This is a genomic window from Streptomyces sp. NPDC048424 (assembly GCF_040651555.1).
GTDB lineage: Bacteria > Actinomycetota > Actinomycetes > Streptomycetales > Streptomycetaceae > Streptomyces.
Genome location: NZ_JBEZKE010000012.1, coordinates 21,821 through 41,952, shown reverse-complemented (window position 1 = coordinate 41,952; position 20,132 = coordinate 21,821). Strand labels below are relative to the sequence as shown.

The following is a 20,132-nucleotide window of genomic DNA, read 5'->3' as shown; positions in this document are numbered from 1 at the left end:
AATGATCCCGTTGTCGTTCGCACAGCGTCGGTTGTGGTTCATCGACCGATTCGAGGGACCGTCGGCGACGTATAACGTCCCCTTCCTCGTGCGGTTGACCGGCGAGCTGGACCGGACCGCCCTGCAGTCGGCGGTGCGCGATGTCGTGGCACGGCACGAGAGCCTCCGTACGCTCATCGTGATGGACGAGCAGGGCGTGCCCTCGCAGCAGGTGCTGCCGGTGGCCGAGGCGCTGCTCGACGTACCGCTCGTCGAGGTGGCCCCCGACGGGGTGGACGAGGCCGTCTTCCAGGCGGCGCAGTACACCTTCGACCTGTCGGCGGAGATACCGGTCCGCGCCACCCTGCTGCGCTCCGGCGAGCGGGAGCACGTCCTGCTCCTGCTCGTCCACCACATCGCCAGCGACGGCGAGTCGATGGAGCCGCTCTCCCGCGACCTGGCCACCGCGTACACCGCCCGGCTGGGCGGAGGGGCCCCGCAGTGGGCGGACCTGCCGGTGCAGTACGTCGACTACACGCTGTGGCAGCGCGAGCTGCTCGGCGACGAGAACGACCCCGACAGCGTGGTCTCCACACAGGTCGCCTACTGGCAGGGCGAGCTGCAGGGCGTGCCGACTCCGCTGCGCCTGTCCTCGGACCGCCCGCGCCCGCCGGTGGCCAGCCACCGCGGTGACACGGTCGGCTTCCCGATCGACGCCGAACTGCTGGCGGCCGTCGAGGCGCTGGGCCGCGAGCGGGACATGACCGTCCCGATGGTGCTCCAGGCCGCCCTCGCCGTGGTGCTCCAGCACCTGGGCGCCGGCCAGGACATCGCCATCGGCTCCACCGTCGCCGGCCGCACCGACGACGAACTCGCCGACCTCGTCGGCTTCTTCGTGAACACCTGGGTGCTGCGCACGGACCTCTCCGGCGCGCCCACCTTCGACCGGGTGCTGGAGCAGGTCCGGCAGAAGGCGCTGACCGCGTACGACAACCAGGACGCCCCCTTCGAGCACCTGGTGGAGGTGCTGAACCCGGAGCGGTCCACCGCCTACCACCCGCTGTTCCAGGTCATGTTCACCTGGGAGAACGACGCCTGGATCGAGCTGGACCTGCCGGGTCTGGAGCGGGCCCGCTTCGAGGTGCTCGCCACCCCGACGGCCAAGTTCGACCTGGAGTTCAACTACTTCTCGGACCCGGCCGGTCCGGGCATGCTCTGCTACCTCGAGTACGCGACCGACCTGTTCGACCGCTCCACGGCGCAGTCCGTCGTCGACCGCTACCTGCGGGTCATCCGCGAGGTCGTCGCCCGCCCGGACCGGCCGGTCGCCCTGGCGCCCGTCCTCGACGAATCCGAACTGGACACCGTCGTAAGGGTGTTCAACGACACCGCGGTGGAGCTGCCCGAGCTGACGGTCGCCGAGCTCTTCGAGCGGCAGGCCGCGGCCACCCCGGACGCGGTCGCCCTGGAGGCCGGGGACGAGGTCCTCACCTACCGCGCACTCGACGCGCGGGCCTCGCGCGTGGCGCGGGAGCTGACCGCGCGCGGCGTGGGCGCCGAGACGCTCGTGGGCGTCGCCCTGCCGCGCACGGCCGATCTGGTGGCCGGGCTGCTCGGCGTGCTCAAGGCCGGCGGCGCGTACCTGCCGATCGACCCGAGATACCCGAGCCGACGGCTCGACTTCATCCTGGAGGACGCGGCCCCCGGGCTGATCCTCACCGACGAGCAGACCGTGGGCGTGCTGCCGAAGGCGCAGGTCCCGCAGCTGTTCCTGGGTGACATCGACTTCGGTGACGCGCGGGACGCGGAGCCCGGCGCCGCCACCGCGGGTCGGCCCGGCCAGGTCGCGTACGTCATGTACACCTCCGGCTCCACGGGCACGCCCAAGGGCGTGGCGATCACCCACGCCAACGTGGTGAACGACGTGCTGGGGCTGGCCTCGGCGATCGGCGTCGGCGCGGGGACGCGCGTGCTCGCCGGCACCTCGGTCAACTTCGACGTGTCCGTCTTCGAGCTCTTCGCCACCCTCTGCTCCGGCGGCACCGTCGAGCTGGTGCGCGACGCACTGGTGATCGGCGAGCGCGGCGGCTGGAGCGGCGGCGTGATCAGCACCGTCCCGTCCGTCTTCGCGGAACTCCTCGGACAGGTCGACGGGAACATCGACGTCGACACCGTGGTCTTCGCCGGTGAGGCCCTGCCCACCTCCCTGGTGCGGCGCGTCCGCGAGGCGATCCCCGGGGTCCGCGTCGTCAACGCCTACGGCCAGAGCGAGTCCTTCTACGCCACCACCTTCGCGCTGCCCGCCGACGAGGAGTGGGACGGCTCCGGCAGCGCCCCCGTCGGCGCCCCGCTCGGCAACGTCCGCACCTACGTGCTCGGCCCGGGCCTGCGGCCCGTCCCCGTCGGCGTGGTGGGCGAGCTGTACGTCGCCGGCGAGATCGGCCGCGGCTACCACGGCCGCAGCGCGCTGACCGCCGACCGCTTCGTCGCCGACCCGTTCGGGCCGGCCGGCTCGCGCATGTACCGCACCGGTGACCTGGCGCGCTGGAACGCCGCCGGACAGCTGGAGTACGCCGGCCGCGACGACGCGCAGATGAAGGTGCGCGGCTTCCGCATCGAGCCCGGCGAGATCGAGGCCGTCCTGACCGCCCACCCGGGCGTGGCCCAGGCCGTGGTCACCATCCGCGAGGGCCGCGGCAGCAAGCAGCTCGTCTGCCACGTGGTCCCGCTGGAGGCCGACCAGAGCGGCTTCGGCACCGTCGCCAGCCTCGGCGACCTCGACGTCGACCTGACCACCAGCGTGTCCGTGCGCGAGCTCCGGCGCTTCGCCGCGGGCCGGCTGCCCGAGTTCATGGTCCCGTCCGTCTTCGTCATGGTCGGCCGGCTGCCGCTGACCGCCAACGGCAAGCTGGACCTGGCCGCGCTGCCCGAGCCCGACTTCAGCGGCGGCGAGTACCGCGCCCCGCGCAACGCCGCGGAAGAGGTCCTCGCCACGGTCTACGCCGAGGTCCTCGGCCTCGACCGGGTCGGCATCGACGACGACTTCTTCGCCATCGGCGGCGACAGCATCCGCTCCATCCAGGTGGTCTCCCGCGCCCGCAGCGGCGGCGTGGAGGTCAGCCCGCGCCAGATCTTCGACCACCGCACCGTCGCCGAACTGGCCGCGGTCGCCGTCGTCGGGGTCGCGGTGGGCACCGGCCCCGTGCTGGCGGAGCTGGAGGGCGGCGGCGCCGGCCGGCTGCCGCTGCTGCCGATCGGCGAGTACCTGCTGGAACTCGGCGAGGGCGTCGACCGGTTCGCCATGTCGATGGCCGTCGAGCTGCCCGAGGGCATCGACCGGGCCGCACTGGCCGCCACCCTCGGCGCGGTGCTGGACCGCCACGACGTCCTGCGCTCCCGCCTGGTCATGGGCGACGCCGACGACGCCGACGGCACGGACCGCGCCGGCCTGGAGGTCGGCGCGCCCGGCTCCGTCGACGCGGACGCGCTGATCCACCGCGTCGAGTGCGACGGCCGCTGGGACGAGCAGTGGTTCGAGACGGCCACCGCCGAACTGGACGCCGCCACCGGCCGGCTGGACGCTGCGGCCGGTGTCATGGCGCAGTTCGTCTGGTTCGCCCCGCAGGAGGGCGCCGGCCGGCTGCTGCTGGTCCTCCACCACTTCGTCGTCGACGGCGTGTCCTGGCGCATCCTGCTGCCGGACCTCGCCACCGCCTGGGAGCAGGTCCGCGAGGGCCGCACCCCCGAGCTGCCCGAGGTGGGCACCTCGGTGCGCCGCTGGGCCCACGCCCTGGCCGAGGAGGCTGCCTCGCCCGAGCGCGTCGCCGAACTCGCCCTGTGGCGCTCGGTCGTGGCCGGCCCCGACCCGCTCCTGGGCTCACGGGCCCTGGACCCGGCCGTGGACGTGATGTCCACCGTGGAGCACACCTGGCTCAAGCTCTCCGTGCCGGTCACCGAGACCCTGCTGACCACCCTGCCGGCCCGTTTCCACGGCGGTGTCAACGACGGCCTGCTCGCGGCGCTGACGCTGGCCGTCGCCCGCTGGCGCCGGGCCCGCGGCATCGACGAGTCCTCCGCCGTGATCCGGGTCGAGGGACACGGCCGCGAGGAGGACGTCGCCCCCGGCGCCGACCTGTCGCGCACCGTGGGCTGGTTCACCACCATGTACCCCGTCCGCCTCGACCTCGCCGGGATCGACCTCGACGAGGCCCTCGCGGGCGGCGCCGCCGCCGGCTCCGCCGTCAAGGCGGTCAAGGAGCAGCTCCTGTCCCTCCCGGACAAGGGCGTGGGCTACGGCCTGCTGCGCCACCTGAACCCGCAGACCGCCGAGGTGCTGCGCCGGTACCCCACGGGCCAGATCGGCTTCAACTACCTGGGCCGGTTCTCCTCCTCCGCGGACGTGCCCGAGCACCTGCGCGGCCTGGGCTGGACCCTCGCCGAGGGCACCACCGAGCTGATCGCGCAGCCCGACGGGCGGATGCCCGCGCTCTCGACGCTGGACGTCGGCGCGCTCGTCACCGACACCGAGCAGGGCCCGCAGCTCACCGCACGGCTCGCCTTCCCCTCGGGCCTGCTCCGGGCGGAGGACGTCGAGGAGCTCGCCGAACTGTGGAGCACCGCCCTCCAGGCCCTGGCCCGGCACGCCGCCGAGCCCGCCGCAGGCGGTCTGACCCCCTCGGACGTGCCGCTGGTCCGGGCGACCCAGGGCGAGATCGAGGCCTGGGAGGAGCGCTACCCCGGCCTGGAGGACGTCTGGCCGCTGACCACGATGCAGGACGGCCTGCTCTTCCACGCCCAGCTGGCCGGCTCCACCTTCGACGCGTACCAGATGCAGCTGGTCTTCCACCTCGCCGGCGAGGTCGAGCCGGCCCGGATGCGGGCCGCCGGCCAGGCACTGCTCGACAGGTACGCCAACCTCCGCGCCGCGTTCGTGTTCGACGCGGCGGGGGACCGGGTGCAGGTCGTACGCGACCGCGTGGAGCTGCCCTGGCAGTACCTCGACCTCAGCGGGTTCGGCGAGGAGGGCCGCGAGGAGGCGCTGAAGCGCTTCCTGACCGAGGACCACAACTCCCACTTCGACCTGACCCGGGCCCCGCTCGTGCGGATGTCCCTCGTCATGCTCGCCCCCGACCGCTGGGAGCTGGTCTTCACCGCCCACCACGTCCTCTTCGACGGCTGGTCGATCCCGGTCCTCATGCAGGACCTGCTGCGGCTCTACGGCTCCGAGGGCGACGCCGCCGCGCTGCCGCGGGTGCCCGGCTACCGCGACTTCCTGGTGTGGCAGGCGGGTCAGGACCGCGAGGCCTCGGCCCGCGCCTGGGCCGCTGAGCTCGCTGGCGTCGAGTCGCCGACCCTGATCGCCCCCGAGGCCGGCGCCGCGTCCGACCCGGCCGGCATCGGCCAGATCGACATCCCGCTGTCCGCGGACGCCGCCCGCGACCTCGGCCGGCGCGCCGCCGAGCTGGGCCTCACCCTCAACACCCTGGTCCAGGGCACCTGGGCCCTCGTCCTCGCCGGGCTCACCGGCCGCCAGGACGTGGTGTTCGGCGCCACCGTCTCCGGCCGCCCGCCCGTCGTCCCCGGCGTGGACTCGATGGTCGGCCTGTTCATCAACACCCTGCCCGTCCGGGTGGAGTGCGGACCCGGCGCCACCCTCGGCGAGCTGCTGCGCGACCTGCAGAACCGGCAGAGCGCACTGCTCGACCACCACCACCACGGGCTGCTCGACATCCACCGCTCGATCGGGCTGAACGTACTCTTCGACACCCTCGTGGGCTTCGAGTCGTACCCGATCGACGGCGTCGCCATCAACGAGGCGAACTCGGCCGCCGGCATCTCGATCACCGGCATCAGCCCGCTCAGCGGCGCGCACTACCCGCTGGTCGTGATGGCCTTCGCCGACCCGCACCTGCGGGTGGCGCTCCAGTACCAGCACCACCTCTTCGACCCGGAGACCGTCGAGGGCATCGCCGCCCGGTTCGCGCGGATCCTCCAGCAGCTCGTGTCGGACCCGGACACCCGGGTCGGCTCCGTGCACGTCCTGGAGCCCGCCGAACGCGAGCGGCTCCTCGGCGAGTTCAACGACACGGCCGTACCCGCCCCCGGGAAGACCGTCCCGGCGCTGTTCGAGGAGCAGGCCGCCGCGACGCCGGACGGGATCGCCGTCGCCTTCGGCGCCGAGAGCCTGACCTACCGCGAACTCGACGCCCGGGCCAACCGGCTGGCCCACGTGCTCGCCGCGCGCGGCGTCGGCCAGGAGTCCGTCGTGGGCGTGGCGCTGCCGCGCTCCACGGAGCTGGTCGTGGCCCTGCTCGCCGTCCTCAAGGCCGGCGGCGCCTACCTGCCGGTGGACCCGGAGTACCCGGCCGAGCGCATCGAGTTCATGCTGGGCGACGCCGCGCCGACCCTGCTCCTGACCGACTCCGAGATCGTCGCCGGGCTGCCGGGCGGCACCTGCCCGTACGTGGTCCTGGACGACGCGGACACGGCCCTGGCCGTCGCCGCGGCCCCGGCCGACGCCCTGCCGGCCGCCGCCCACGGGCGCGTCGACCAGCTCGCGTACGTGATGTACACCTCCGGCTCGACCGGCGTCCCCAAGGGCGTCGGCGTCACGCACCGGGCCGTGTCCGGCCTGGCGCTGGACCGCCAGTACCGGGGCGGCGCCCACGAGCGGGTCCTCGTCCACTCCGCGCAGTCCTTCGACGCCTCCACCTACGAACTGTGGGTGCCCCTGCTGGGCGGCGGCACCGCCGTCGTGGCACCCGTCGGCAAGCTGGACGCCGGCGCGCTGGCCGCGGTCATCGCCGAGCAGCGCGTCACCGCGCTGTGGCTGACCGCCGGTCTGTTCAAGGTGATCGCCGACGAGAACCCGGAGTGCTTCACCGGGGTCCGCGAGGTGTGGACCGGCGGTGACGTCGTCTCCCCGGCCTCGGTCACCCGCGCCCTGCGGGCCTGCCCCGGCCTCAAGGTCGTCGACGGCTACGGCCCGACCGAGACCACCACCTTCGCCACCACCCACCCGATGCCCGACCCCGAGCGGGTCGGCGAGCCGATCCCGATCGGCCGCCCGATGGACAACATGCGGGTCTACGTCCTGGACGCGGGCCTGCGCCCCACGCTCCCCGGCGTGGCCGGCGAGCTCTACATCGCGGGTGCCGGCCTGGCCCGCGGCTACGCCCACCGCTCCGCGCTGACCTCCGAGCGCTTCGTGGCCTCGCCCTTCGGCGAGCCCGGCGAGCGGATGTACCGCACCGGTGACGTGGTGTCCTGGACCCCGGACGGCGCACTCGTCTTCCGGGGCCGGGTGGACACCCAGGTCAAGATCCGCGGCTTCCGCATCGAGCCCGCCGAGGTCGAGGCCGCCCTGGCCGCCCACCCGGGTGTCGCCCAGGCCGTCGTCACCTGGAACGAGGACCAGGCCGGCGAACGCCGACTGGTCGGCTACGTGGTCCCGCGCGTGGACGGCTCCGACACCTCCGGCGCCGCCGAGCAGGTCGACGAGTGGGAGGAGATCTACGACGACCTCTACGCCGTCTCCGACGCCGCCTGGGGCGAGGACTTCACCGGCTGGAACTCCAGTTACACCGGTGGACAGCCCATCGCGCTGGACGAGATGGCCGTGTGGCGCGACGCCGCGGTGGAACAGATCACCAACTGGTCGCCGCGCCGCGTCATGGAGATCGGCGTCGGCACCGGCCTGCTGATGTCGCAGACCCTCGGGCAGGTGGAGGAGTACTGGGGCACCGACATGTCGGCCGCGGTCATCGACAGGCTGCTCGTGCAGGTGGAGCAGACCGGCTTCGGCGACCGCGTGCACCTGCGGCACCAGAACGGTGACGACATCTCCGGTCTGCCGCGCGAGCACTTCGACCTCGTGGTCATCAACTCGGTCGTCCAGTACTTCCCCGACGCCGAGTACATGGACCTGGTGCTGGCCAATGCGATGGAACTGCTGGCCCCCGGCGGCCGGATCCTCGTCGGCGACGTCCGCAACGCCGCCACCCTGCGGCTCTTCCGCTCCGGCGTACAGCGCGCGCTGCACCCCGAGGCCTCCGCCTCGGTGAGCCGCGCCGCGGTCGCCCGCGCCATCCTCATGGAGAAGGAACTCGTCCTCGACCCCGAGTGGTTCACCCGGTGGGCCGAGCGGCACGGCGCGGGCGGCGTGGACATCCGGCTGAAGGCCGGCCGCCCGCACAACGAGCTCACCCGCCACCGCTACGAGGTGCTGCTGCACAAGGCGCCCGTGGCCGCGCTCCCGCTGAGCGAGGTCCCGGCCCGGCAGTGGGGCCGCCAGGTCGACGACCTCTTCGGCCTGGAGGACTTCGTCCGTGCGGGCGGCGAGCAGCCCGTACGCGTCACCCGCATCCCCAACGCGCGGCTCGCCGACGAGGTCGAGTCCGCCGCGGCCGTGGGCGTGATCTCCGCACCCGCCGCCTCCGGCCCGGTGCTCGACCCGCAGGACCTGCGGGAATGGGCCGCCGAGCGCGGCTGGGGCGTGCTGCTGACCTGGTCGGCCGCCGCGGCCGAGTGCTTCGACGCGGTCTTCTTCCCGGCCGGGCCCGTCACCGACCAGGTCCTGACCGGCGGGTTCACGCCCTCGGGCCGCGCCGACCGGACGCTGGCCAACGAGCCGGCCGCCGCGGGCCGGATCGGCACGCTGGTGGGCGCCCTGCGCGGCTACCTGAAGGACCGGCTGCCCGAGCACCTGGTGCCGTCGACCGTCGTCGCCATCGCCGAGGTGCCGTTGACCCCCAACGGGAAGCTGGACCAGCGGGCCCTGCCCGCCCCGGACTTCGCCGCGGCGGCCACCGGCCGGGCTCCGCGCACCCCGCAGGAAGAGGTCCTGTGCGGCCTGTTCGCGGCGGTGCTCGGCCTGGACCGGGTCGGCATCGACGACGACTTCTTCGCCCTGGGCGGCCACTCCCTGCTGGCCACCCGCCTGGTCAGCCGGATCCGCCAGGTCCTCGACGTCGAACTGCCCATCCGGGTCGTGTTCGAGGCGCCCACGGTCGTGGAGCTGGTCGAACACCTCGCCGCCGGAGCGCCCGTGCGGCCGCCGCTGCGGCGCACCGCCGAGCGCCCGGACTCCGTACCGCTGTCGTTCGCCCAGCGCCGCCTGTGGTTCATCGACCGGTTCGAGGGCCCCTCGGCCACCTACAACGCCCCCTTCCCGCTCCGCCTGACCGGCGAGCTGGACCTGCCGGCGCTGGAGGCGGCGCTGCGCGACGTCGTGGCCCGCCACGAGAGCCTGCGCACGCTGATCGTCGAGGACGCCGACGGCGTACCGGCCCAGCACGTGCTGCCGGCCGACGAGGCACAGCTGCACGTCCCGCTCGTGGAGGTGGCCCGCGGCGGCCTGGCCGATGCCATGGCCGAGGCCTCCGCGCACCTCTTCGACCTGGCCACGGAGATCCCCGTACGGGCTCCCGTGCTCCGGCTCGGCGCGCAGGAGCACGTCCTCGTCCTGCTGATCCACCACATCGCGAGCGACGGCTCCTCGATGGCCCCGCTGGCCCGCGACCTCGCCACCGCGTACGCGGCCCGCAAGGAGGGCGGCGCCCCGCAGTGGGCGGAGCTGCCGGTCCAGTACGTGGACTACACGCTGTGGCAGCGCGAGGTGCTCGGCGACGAGGAGGACCCGGCCAGCGCGCTCGCCGCGCAGGTGGGCTACTGGCGCGGGGAGCTCGCGGGTGTGCCGCAGCCGCTGCAGCTCGCCTCCGACCGCCCGCGTCCGGCCAAGGCCTCCCACCGCGGCGACGCGGTGGAGTTCGTCCTGGCCCCCGAGGTGGCGGCCGCGGTCGAGGACCTGGCGCGCCGGCACGGTGCGACCTCCTCGATGGTGCTCCAGTCCGCCCTGGCCGTGCTGCTGCACGGGCTCGGCGGCGGTGACGACCTGACGATCGGCTCCCCGATCGCCAACCGCACCGACGAGGCCCTCGCCGAACTGGTCGGCTTCTTCGTCAACACCTGGGTGCTGCGCGTCGACCTCTCGGGCAACCCCGCCTTCACGGAGCTGCTGGAGCGGGTCCGGGGCAAGTCCCTTGCCGCGTACGACAACCAGGACGTCCCCTTCGAGCGGCTCGTGGAGGTGCTGAACCCGGAGCGGTCCACCGCCTACTCCCCGCTGTTCCAGGTGATGTTCGCCTGGCAGAACTTCGCCCGGAAGGACTTCGCCCTGCCGGGTCTGCAGGTGGAGTTCGAGCGGGTCCGCACCGAGACCGCCAAGTTCGACCTGTTCTTCAACATGGCCGACCTGCCCGGCATGGGCGTGGTGGGTCTCCTGGAGTACGCCACCGACCTCTTCGACCGCGAGACGGCCCAGGCCGTCGCCGACCGCTTCGTACGGGTGGTGGGCCTGCTGGCCGCCGCCCCCGAGCAGCGGGTGGCCGCGGTCGAGCTGGTGCGGCCGGCCGAACGCGAACTGGTGCTGCAGGGCTTCAACGCCACGCAGCAGCCCACCCCCGAGGTGACCGTGCCCGGGCTGTTCGAGCTCCAGGTGGCGGAGCGGCCCGACGCGGTCGCGCTGGTCTGCGGCGAGGGGTCGCTGACCTACCGCGAACTGGACGAGCGGGCGAACCGGCTGGCCCACGAGCTGGCCCGGCACGGCGTGGGACCGGAGACGGTGGTGGGCGTCGCCCTGCCGCGGTCGGCGGACCTGGTCGCCGCCCTGCTGGGCGTACTGAAGGCGGGCGGCGCGTACCTGCCGATCGACCCGAAGTACCCGAGCCGGCGCCTCGAGCACATCCTGACCGACGCGCGGCCGAGGCTGCTGCTCACGGACGCGGCCACCGCCGGTGTCCTGCCCGAGTCCGGGATCACCCGCCTGTACCTCGGGGACCTGGCCCTCGGCGGCTCCGCGGCAGGCTCCGGCGCCACCGCGCCGCCGTCGGCCCTGCTGCCCGACCACGCGGCGTACGTGATGTACACCTCCGGCTCGACGGGCGTCCCCAAGGGCGTGACCGTCACCCACGCCAACGTGGTCAACGGCGTGCTGCGGCTCGCCTCCACGATCGGCGTGGACTCCGGCACCCGCACGCTCGCCGGCGCCTCCGTCAACTTCGACGTCTCCGTCTTCGAGGTCTTCACCACGCTGGCGGCGGGCGGCACGGTCGAACTGGCCCGCGACGTCCTGGTCATCGGCGAGCAGGGCGGCTGGACCGGCGGCGTGATCAGCACCGTCCCCTCGGTCTTCGCCGAGCTCCTCGACCAGGTCAACGGCAAGATCACCGCGGACGCCGTGGTGTTCGCCGGCGAGGCGCTGCCCGCGTCCCTCGTCCACCGGGTCCGCGAGGCCGTCCCCGGGATCCGGGTGGTCAACGCCTACGGCCAGACCGAGAGCTTCTACGCCACCACCTTCGGGCTCCCGGCCGACGAGGACTGGGACGGCGCGCACACCGCCCCGATCGGCGCGCCCCTGGGCAACATGCGCACGTACGTCCTGGGAGCCGGCCTGAAGCCGGTGCCCGTGGGCGCCGTGGGCGAGCTCTACGTGGCGGGCAACCTGTCCCGCGGCTACCACGGCCGCGCCGCCCTGACCGCCGAGCGCTTCGTCGCCGACCCGTACGGTGCGCCCGGCTCGCGGATGTACCGCACCGGCGACCTGGCCCGCTGGCGGGCCGACGGGCAGCTGGAGTACGTCGGACGGGGCGACGCCCAGCTCAAGATCCGCGGGTTCCGCATCGAGCCCGGCGAGATCGAGGCGGCGCTGACGGCCCACCCCGGCGTGGAACACGCCGTGGTGACCAGCCAGAGCGCCCCCGACGGGGCCAAGCGCCTGGTCGGCTACGTGGTCAGCTCCCCGGACTCCGGCGGCCAGGTCGACGCGCAGGGCCGGTTCGAGGCCGACATGACCTCCGGCATCACCATGCGGGAGCTGCGCCGCTTCATCACCGGCCGGCTGCCCGAGTTCATGGTCCCGGCGGTGCTCGTGCCGCTGGACCGGCTGCCGCTGGCCCCCAACGGCAAGCTGGACCGCGCGGCCCTGCCCGAGCCGGACTTCGCCGGCGAGAGCTACCGCGCCCCGCGGGGTCGCACCGAGGAGGTGCTGGCCGGGGTCTACTCCGAGGTGCTCGGCCTGGAACGGGTCGGCATCGACGACGACTTCTTCGCCATCGGCGGCGACAGCATCCGGTCCATCCAGATCGTCTCGCGCGCCAAGGCACAGGGCGTCGTGGTCAACCCGCGGCAGATCTTCGAGCTGCGGACGGTCGCCGAGCTGGCCGCGGCCGCCGGCAGCCAGAACCAGGGCCCGGTCCTGGCCGAGCTCGAAGGCGGCGGCACCGGCGTCATGCCGCTGCCCCCGATCGCCAGGTACATGCTCGAACTGGGCAGCAGCTTCAACCGGTTCTCGATGTCCGCGGCGCTCGAACTGCCGCAGGACATCGACGAGGACGGGCTGACCGCGGTCCTGACCGCGGTGCTCGACCACCACGACGTCCTGCGCTCCCGTCTCGTCCAGGGCGGCGACGGCAGCCTGGAGATCGCCGCCCCCGGCACGGTCGACGCGGCCGCGCTGATCCGGCGGGTGGACTGCCCGGGAACCTGGGACGAGGCGTGGCTGGAGACGGCCAGGGCCGAACTGGACGCCGCCACCGGCCGGCTCGACCCGGCCGCCGGCACCATGGCCCAGTTCGTCTGGTTCGCCCCGGAGCAGGGCGCCGGCCGGCTGCTGGTGGTCCTGCACCACCTCGTCGTGGACGGCGTGTCCTGGCGCATCCTCCTCCCGGACCTCGCCACGGCCTGGGAGCAGATCGACGCGGGCTCCGCCCCGAGCCTGCCCGCGGTCGGCACCTCCGCCCGCCGCTGGGCGCACGCGCTGCTCGACGAGGCGTCCGACCCGGACCGCATCGCCGAACTGGCGCAGTGGTCCGAGCTGCTGGACTGCAACGACCCGGTCCTCGGCGCGCGGGCCCTGAACCCGGCGGTGGACGTCATGTCCACCGTGGAGACGGTCTCCCTGGAACTGCCCGAGCAGGTCACCGAGGCGCTCCTGACCACGGTGCCCACCGCCTTCCACGGCGGGGTCAACGACGGCCTCCTGGCCGCCCTCGCCCTCGCCGTGACGCAGTGGCGCGCGGAGCGGGGCGTCGAGGAGTCCTCGACGCTGATCCGGCTCGAAGGACACGGCCGTGAGGAGCAGGTCGTGCCCGGCGCCGACCTGTCCCGCACGGTGGGCTGGTTCACCAGCATGTTCCCCGTCCGGCTCGACCTCGCCGGGCACGACGTGCACGAGGCGCTCGCCGGCGGCGCCGCCGCGGGCGGCGTGCTCAAGGCCGTGAAGGAACAGCTCCTGGCCATCCCCGACAAGGGCGTCGGCTTCGGCCTCCTGCGCTACCTCAACCCGTCCACCGCCGCCGAACTCGACTGGCGCGCCACCCCCCAGATCTCCTTCAACTACCTGGGACGGGTCGCCGCCGGCGACGGCGCCGACGGGCAGCAGGGCAGCGGCTGGAACCTGGCCGCCGACGCGCTCGGCCTCGCCGCGGACCTGGACGCGGACATGCCCGCGCTCTCCACGGTCGAGATCAGCGCCTACGTCACCGACACCGACCGGGGCCCGCGCTTCAACGCCCGGGTCTCCTACCCGGCCGGTGTGCTCACCCGGGCCGAGGCCCAGGCGCTCGCCGACCTGTGGGTCCGCGCCCTGGAGGGCTTCGCCCACCACGTCGCCACCCCCGGCGCCGGTGGCCTCACCCCCTCGGACGTGCCGCTGGTCCGCATGACCCAGAGCGAGATCGAGAACTGGGAGGCGCAGTACCCGGGTCTGGCCGACGTCTGGCCGCTGACCCCGCTCCAGTTCGGTCTGCTCTTCGAGACCATGCGCCTGGAGGAGGACGCCTTCGACCCGCACATCGTGCAGGTGGCCTTCCACGTCCAGGGCCAGGTCGACCCGGCCCGGATGCGCGTCGCAGCACAGGCGCTCCTCGACCGGTACGCCAACCTGCGCACCGCCTTCGTCACCGACGCGAGCGGCGACCTCACCCAGCTCGTCCTCGACGAGGTCGAACTTCCCTGGCGCGTCGCCGACCTGCGCGAGCTCGACGGGGCGGGCCGCGAGGAGGGGCTGGAGCGGATCCTCGCCGAGGACCACTACGCACAGTTCGACCCGGCCAAGCCCCCGATGCTGCGGGCCTCGCTGGTGCGGCTGGCGGAGGAGACCTCCGAGCTGGTGCTGACCGTGCACCACGCGCTCTTCGACGGATGGTCGTTCCCGCTGCTCGTACGGGACCTCGCGTACCTGTACGCGTCCGAGGGCGACGCCTCCGAGCAGCCGCGCGTGCCCGAGTACCGGGAGTTCCTGCGCTGGCTGTCCCGGCGGGACGACAAGGCGGCCGCCGCGGCCTGGGCCAAGGAGATGGAGGGGGTCGGCGAGGCCACCCTGCTCGCCGCCGAGACCCCGGAGGACGCCGGCGACGACGCCCGCGTCGGGCAGGTCGACGTCCCGCTGCCGCTGGACGAGGCCCGGGCGCTCAAGAAGCGCGCCGCCGAACTGGGCGTGTCGATGGGCACCCTGGTCCAGGGCGTGTGGGCGCTGATGCTCGGCCAGCTCACCGGGAAGCGGGACGTGATCTTCGGAACCACGGTCTCCGGCCGCCCGGCCGAGGTGCCCGGCGTCGACCAGATGGTGGGTCTGTTCGTCAACTCCCTGCCCATCCGCGCCGAGTACGCGCCGAGCGACACCCTCGGCCAGGTGCTGAAGAACCTCCAGGAGCGGCAGACCGCCCTGCTGGACCACCACCACTTCGGGCTGCACCGCATCCAGCGGGAGGCCGGCCTGAAGGAACTCTTCAACACGATCGTGCTGTTCCAGTCCTTCCCCGTCGACAAGGAGGCCCTGGGCGCGGCCAACACCGCGGCGGGCGTCTCGTTCACCGGTATCCGTCCGTCCGCGGGCGCCGCGTACCTGGTGGGTCTGGCGGCCGACGCCGAGCCCTACCTGCGCATGATCCTGCAGTACCAGCGGCAGGCCATCAGCGCGGAGACGGTGGAGCGGATCGCCGAGCGGGTGCTGCACATCCTGCGGCAGCTGATCGCCGACCCGGAGATCCCCGTGGGCGCGCTGGACGTGCTGCACGAGGCGGAGCGCGAGCGGATCCTCCTCGCCTTCAACGAGACGGCGACGCGGACCCCGGCCCTCACCCTGCCCGCCCTGTTCGAGCGGAAGGCCGCCGAGGCCCCGCACGAGGTCGCGGTGCTCTTCGAGGACGAGAAGGTGACCTACGGGGAACTGGACGCGCGGGCCAACCGGCTGGCGCGGGCCCTCGTCGAGCGCGGTGTCGGACCGGAGACGGTCGTGGGCGTGGCCCTGCGGCGCTCGCCGCAGTGGCCGGTGGCGGTCCTCGCCGTGACGAAGGCGGGCGGCGCCTACCTCCCGCTGGACCCGGCCTACCCGGCCGAGCGGCTGACGTACATGGTCGAGGACTCCGCGATCGGGCTGATCCTCACCGACGGGGCCACGGCGGACCGGCTGCCCGACCTGCCCTCGCAGCTGCTGGTCCTGGACGCCCCGGAGTTCGCCGAGGCCCTGGCCGCGACGGACGACACCGTGCTGACCGACGCGCAGCGGCTGAGCCCGCTCGTGGTGGCCAACACCGCCTACGTCATCTACACCTCGGGATCGACGGGCCGGCCCAAGGGCGTGGCCGTCACGCACACCGGCTTCGCCAACATGGTCGCGGAGGTGACGGAGCTGCTCGGCATCAACGCCGGCAGCCGGGTCCTGCAGTTCGCCTCGCCGAGCTTCGACATCTCCGTCGCCGAGATGTGCATGTCCCTGTTCGCCGGGGGCGCCCTGGTCATGGCGGCCCCGGACCGGCTCACGCCGGGGGCCCCGCTCGCGGAGACCGCCGACACGTACGGGGTGAGCCACGCGATCCTGACGCCCACGGTGCTGGCCGCCATGCCCGCGGGCTCGCTGTCCACCGTCTCCTCCCTGATGGTGGCCGGTGAGGCCACCTCGCCGGAGCTGGTGGCCACCTGGTCGGCCGGACGCCGGATGTTCAACGGCTACGGTCCGACGGAGACGACCATCGGCGCGACGGTGAGCGAGCTCACCGCCGAGGCCACCGTGTCGATCGGCCGCCCCATCCGCAACACCCGGGTGTACGTGCTGGACGCCGCGCTGCGGCCGGTCCTGCCGGGCGTACCCGGTGAGCTGTACATCGCCGGCGCGGGCCTGACCCGCGGCTACGTCGGCCGGCCGGAGCTGACCGCCCAGCGGTACGTGGCCTGCCCGTTCGGCGAGCCCGGCGAGCGGATGTACCGCACCGGCGACCTCGTCGAGTGGACCCGCGACGGCGAGCTGGTGTTCCGCGGACGCACGGACAACCAGATCAAGATCCGCGGCTTCCGCATCGAGCTCGGCGAGATCGAGTCCGCGCTGACGGCCCACCCGACGGTCGACCACGGCGTGGTCACCGCCCGGGACAACCTGGCCGGCGACAAGCAGCTCGTCGCCTACGTCGTCCCCGCACCGGGCGAGAGCGTGGTGGCCGAGGCCCTGCGCAAGCACCTCACCAGCCGGATGCCGGAGTACATGGTCCCGTCGGCCTTCGTCACGCTGGAGCGGCTGCCGCTCACCCCGAACGGCAAGCTGGACCGGGAGGCCCTGCCCGACCCGGAGTTCACCGGCGGAGCGGACTACCGTGCGCCGCGCAACCCGCTGGAGACCACCCTGGCCAAGCTGTTCGCCGAGGCGCTCGAACTGGAGAAGGTCGGCATCGACGACGACTTCTTCGACCTCGGCGGCCACTCGCTGCGCCTGACCCGCCTGATCAGCCGGATCCGCGCGGTCCTCGGGGCCAAGGTCCCGATCCGCGTGATGTTCGGCGCCACCACGGTGGCGAGGCTGGCCGAGTACCTGGAGTCCCAGGTCAAGACCGCCCAGGCGCCCGTCTTCGCCGACCCGTTCGCGGTCGTCCTGCCGATGCGCACCGAGGGCACGAAGCCGCCCCTGTGGTTCATCCACCCGGGTGTCGGACTGTGCTGGTCCTATGTGGGCCTCGCCCAGCTCCTCGGCGACCGGCCGGTGTACGGCATCCAGGGCCGCGGCTTCGACGGCACGGGCCGGGCCGAGTCCACCCAGGCGATGCTCGACGACTACCTGGAGCAGATCCTGGCGGTCCAGCCGGAGGGCCCGTACCACTTCGTCGGGCACTCCACGGGCGGCACCTACGCCCACGCCCTCGCCGCGGCACTGAAGCGGCGGGGACACGAGGTGGCGCTGCTGGCCCTCATGGACAGCCCGCCGAGCGGCTGGTTCCGGCACATCGAGGACCCGGTGAACATGCCGGAGGTCCGCGAGTTCTTCAAGGAGTTCTTCATCGGCTCCGGAGTGGACGAGGACCGCGAGGCGCTGGTGGAGAACGGCAGCCACCTCTTCAAGTCGCACGCCGAGATGCTGCTGGAGTGGGACTCGCCCGTCTACGACGGCGACGCGGTGTTCTTCAACGCCACGCAGAACCCGGACGAGTCCTACGCGGCGATCTGGGCCCCGCACATCGGCGGCACCATCCACGAACACGACATCGACGCCACGCACATGGGCATGCCGAAGGCCCAGCCCGCGGCCGAGATCGCCCGCATCATCAACCTCCACCTTGAGGGGAACTGACCATGACCGGGACATCCGCCGGCGCGGACGCGAAGGAAGCGGCGGCCTTCGTCGACCGCATGGGCATCAATCCGGAGTTCTTCTGGCTGCGCGGGCACAAGCCCGAGCACCCGGTCGAGGTCAACGACTACGGCATCGTCAACGTGTACGGGTACAAGGAGGTGCTGGAGGTCGTCGGCAACCCGGGGACGTACTCCAGCGACGTCGCCGAACTGATCGCGGGCGACGTGGAGATCGACCCGGAGTTCAGCGACGGCACCCTGCTGCAGTCCGACCCGCCGGACCACACCAAGCTCCGCAAGATCATCAGCAAGGCGTTCACCCGCGGGATGGTCGCGGCCCTGGAGCCGCGCATGGTCGAGATCACCCACGAACTGCTCGACCAGGTGTCCGACCAGGACAGCATCGAGATGGTGAACGACCTGGCCTACCCGATGCCGATCATCGTCATCTCCGAGCTGCTCGGCGTACCGCAGAGCGACCGCGACCTGTTCAAGACGTGGGTCGACCGGATGGCCCACAGCGCGGTCGCCCTCACCTCCGGCGACCGTGACCTGGACGAGGACGTCGACGCCCAGGCCGCCATGCGCGTGGTCCCGGAGATGTTCCAGTACCTGCGGGAGCACGCCGCCGAGCGCCGGCTCAAGCCGCGCGAGGACCTGCTGACCAAGCTGGTCGAGGCGGAGGTCGACGGGGAGCGGCTGAGCGACAACGCGGTGGTGAACTTCGCCAACGAGCTGCTCGTCGTCGGACACGCCACCACCAGCGCGCTGCTCGGCAACACCCTCCTGTGCCTGGACGCCTACCCGGAGCACCTGGCCGCCGTCCGCGGGAACCCGGACCTCACCCCCGGTCTGATCGAGGAGTCGCTGCGCTACCTGAGCCCCATCGCGACGGCCTACAAGGCCTGCGTCGCCGAGGGCGAGCTCGCCGGCGTCAAGGTGCACCCGGGACAGCTGGTCGCCATCTCGCTGTCGGCGGCCAACCGGGACGAGCGCCAGTTCACCCGCCCGCACCTGTTCGACCCGTACCGCGACCCCAATCCGCACATCGGCTTCGGCCGGGGCATCCACTTCTGCCTCGGCGCCCCACTGGCCCGCATGGAGGGCCGGATCGCGACGGACATCCTGCTCGACCGCTTCCCGAAGATGCGGACGGACCCGGACAACCCGCCGACCTTCCTGCCGCTGCCCCACGTCATCTCGACCTCGGAGCTCCCGCTCCTCGTCCGATGAGGCGCCACTCTGCGGCCCGTGACCGGGCCACCGAAGGAGACCCCCGATGACCGGTACGACCAGCCCGCTCGCCAAGTGGGAGATGCATCCACGGCACTTCTGGCTGCGCGGCGTCCAGCCCGAGGCGCCCATCGAGTACGACCCCGAGGTCGGGATGTGGCACGTCTACGGGTACCCGGAGACGCTCGAGATCCTCAGTGATCCCGCCACGTACTCCTCCGAGGTGGCCGCGCGCTACGTCAGCCCGGAACAGGCGGCCGTCGCCTTCGACGGGAACCTGACCCAGGCGGACCCGCCGGAGCACCAGAAGCTGCGCAAGCTGGTGGGGCGCACCTTCACCCTGAAGATGGTGGCCGAGCTCGAATCGCGCATCACCGCGCTCACCCACGAGCTGCTCGACGAGGTCAAGGGCGACACCTTCGACCTCGCGGAGGCACTGGCCTACCCGCTGCCCGTGATCGTCATCTGCGACATGCTCGGCATCCCCCGCGAGGACCGCGAGCTCCTCAAGGAATGGGCCGACCAGTCGCTCATGGCGAGCACCCAGCTCACCACGCACCAGGGCGACCAGGCGCAGGAGGAGTCCCTCGACACCCAGGCCGAAGCGGCCATGGCGATGGGCTTCTACATCCTCGACCTCGTCACCCAGCGGCGCGCCGAACCGCAGGAGGACCTGCTGTCCCGGCTCGTCGAGGCCGAGGTCGACGGAGAGCGGCTGACCGACCGGCAGATCGTCAACTTCGCCAACCTGCTGATCTCGGCCGGCCACATCACCACGACGATGCTGCTGGGCAACACCATCCTGTGCCTGGACGCCTTCCCGGACGTCGACGAACGGGTGCGGGCGGACCGCTCGCTGGTGTCGACCCTGCTGGAGGAGTCGCTGCGCTACCTGAGCCCGCTCGCCGCGGGCTACCGGGTCACCACGCGCGACGTGGAGATCGCCGGGGTGAAGGTGCCCGAGGGCGACGTGCTGGAGGTCTGGTTCTCGGCCGCCAACCGGGACGCCCGGGTGTTCGAGAACCCGGACGTCTTCGACCCGGCCCGCACCCCCAACCCGCAGATCGGCTTCGGCCGGGGCATCCACTTCTGCCTCGGCGCCCCGCTCGCACGGCTGGAGGGGCGGATCGCCATGAACATCCTGTTCGACCGCTTCCCCAAGCTGCGGGTGGACCCGGACGACAAGCCGACCTTCCTCACCTCCCCGGAGTTCACCGGGGTCTGGAAGCTGCCGATCCGGGTGAACTAGCCGGCCGGCGGCCCGGACCCGAACGGTCCGGGCCGCCTGCCCGGTACCCGCCCCCCAC

3 protein-coding genes are annotated in these 20,132 nt (G+C 72.9%); all 3 read left to right on the top strand.

What is annotated here, in order from left to right; all coding sequences use genetic code 11:
* The first annotated feature begins 10 nt into the window (after positions 1 to 10).
* From AB0D29_RS18895 to AB0D29_RS18885, 3 genes are read left to right on the top strand one after another with little or no spacing between them, the layout of a single operon-like run.
* Positions 11 to 17,590, top strand: a complete 17,580-nt coding sequence (locus tag AB0D29_RS18895) for an amino acid adenylation domain-containing protein (RefSeq protein WP_362855501.1) — start codon at positions 11 to 13, stop codon at positions 17,588 to 17,590.
* Between the two features lie 2 nt (positions 17,591 to 17,592).
* Positions 17,593 to 18,825: a cytochrome P450 gene (locus AB0D29_RS18890; protein WP_362855500.1), complete on the top strand. Its 1,233-nt coding sequence runs from the start codon at positions 17,593 to 17,595 to the stop codon at positions 18,823 to 18,825.
* A gap of 46 nt (positions 18,826 to 18,871) precedes the next feature.
* On the top strand, positions 18,872 to 20,074 hold the full coding sequence (locus AB0D29_RS18885; protein ID WP_362855498.1) for a cytochrome P450: 1,203 nt from the start codon (positions 18,872 to 18,874) through the stop codon (positions 20,072 to 20,074).
* Positions 20,075 to 20,132 lie beyond the last annotated feature (58 nt).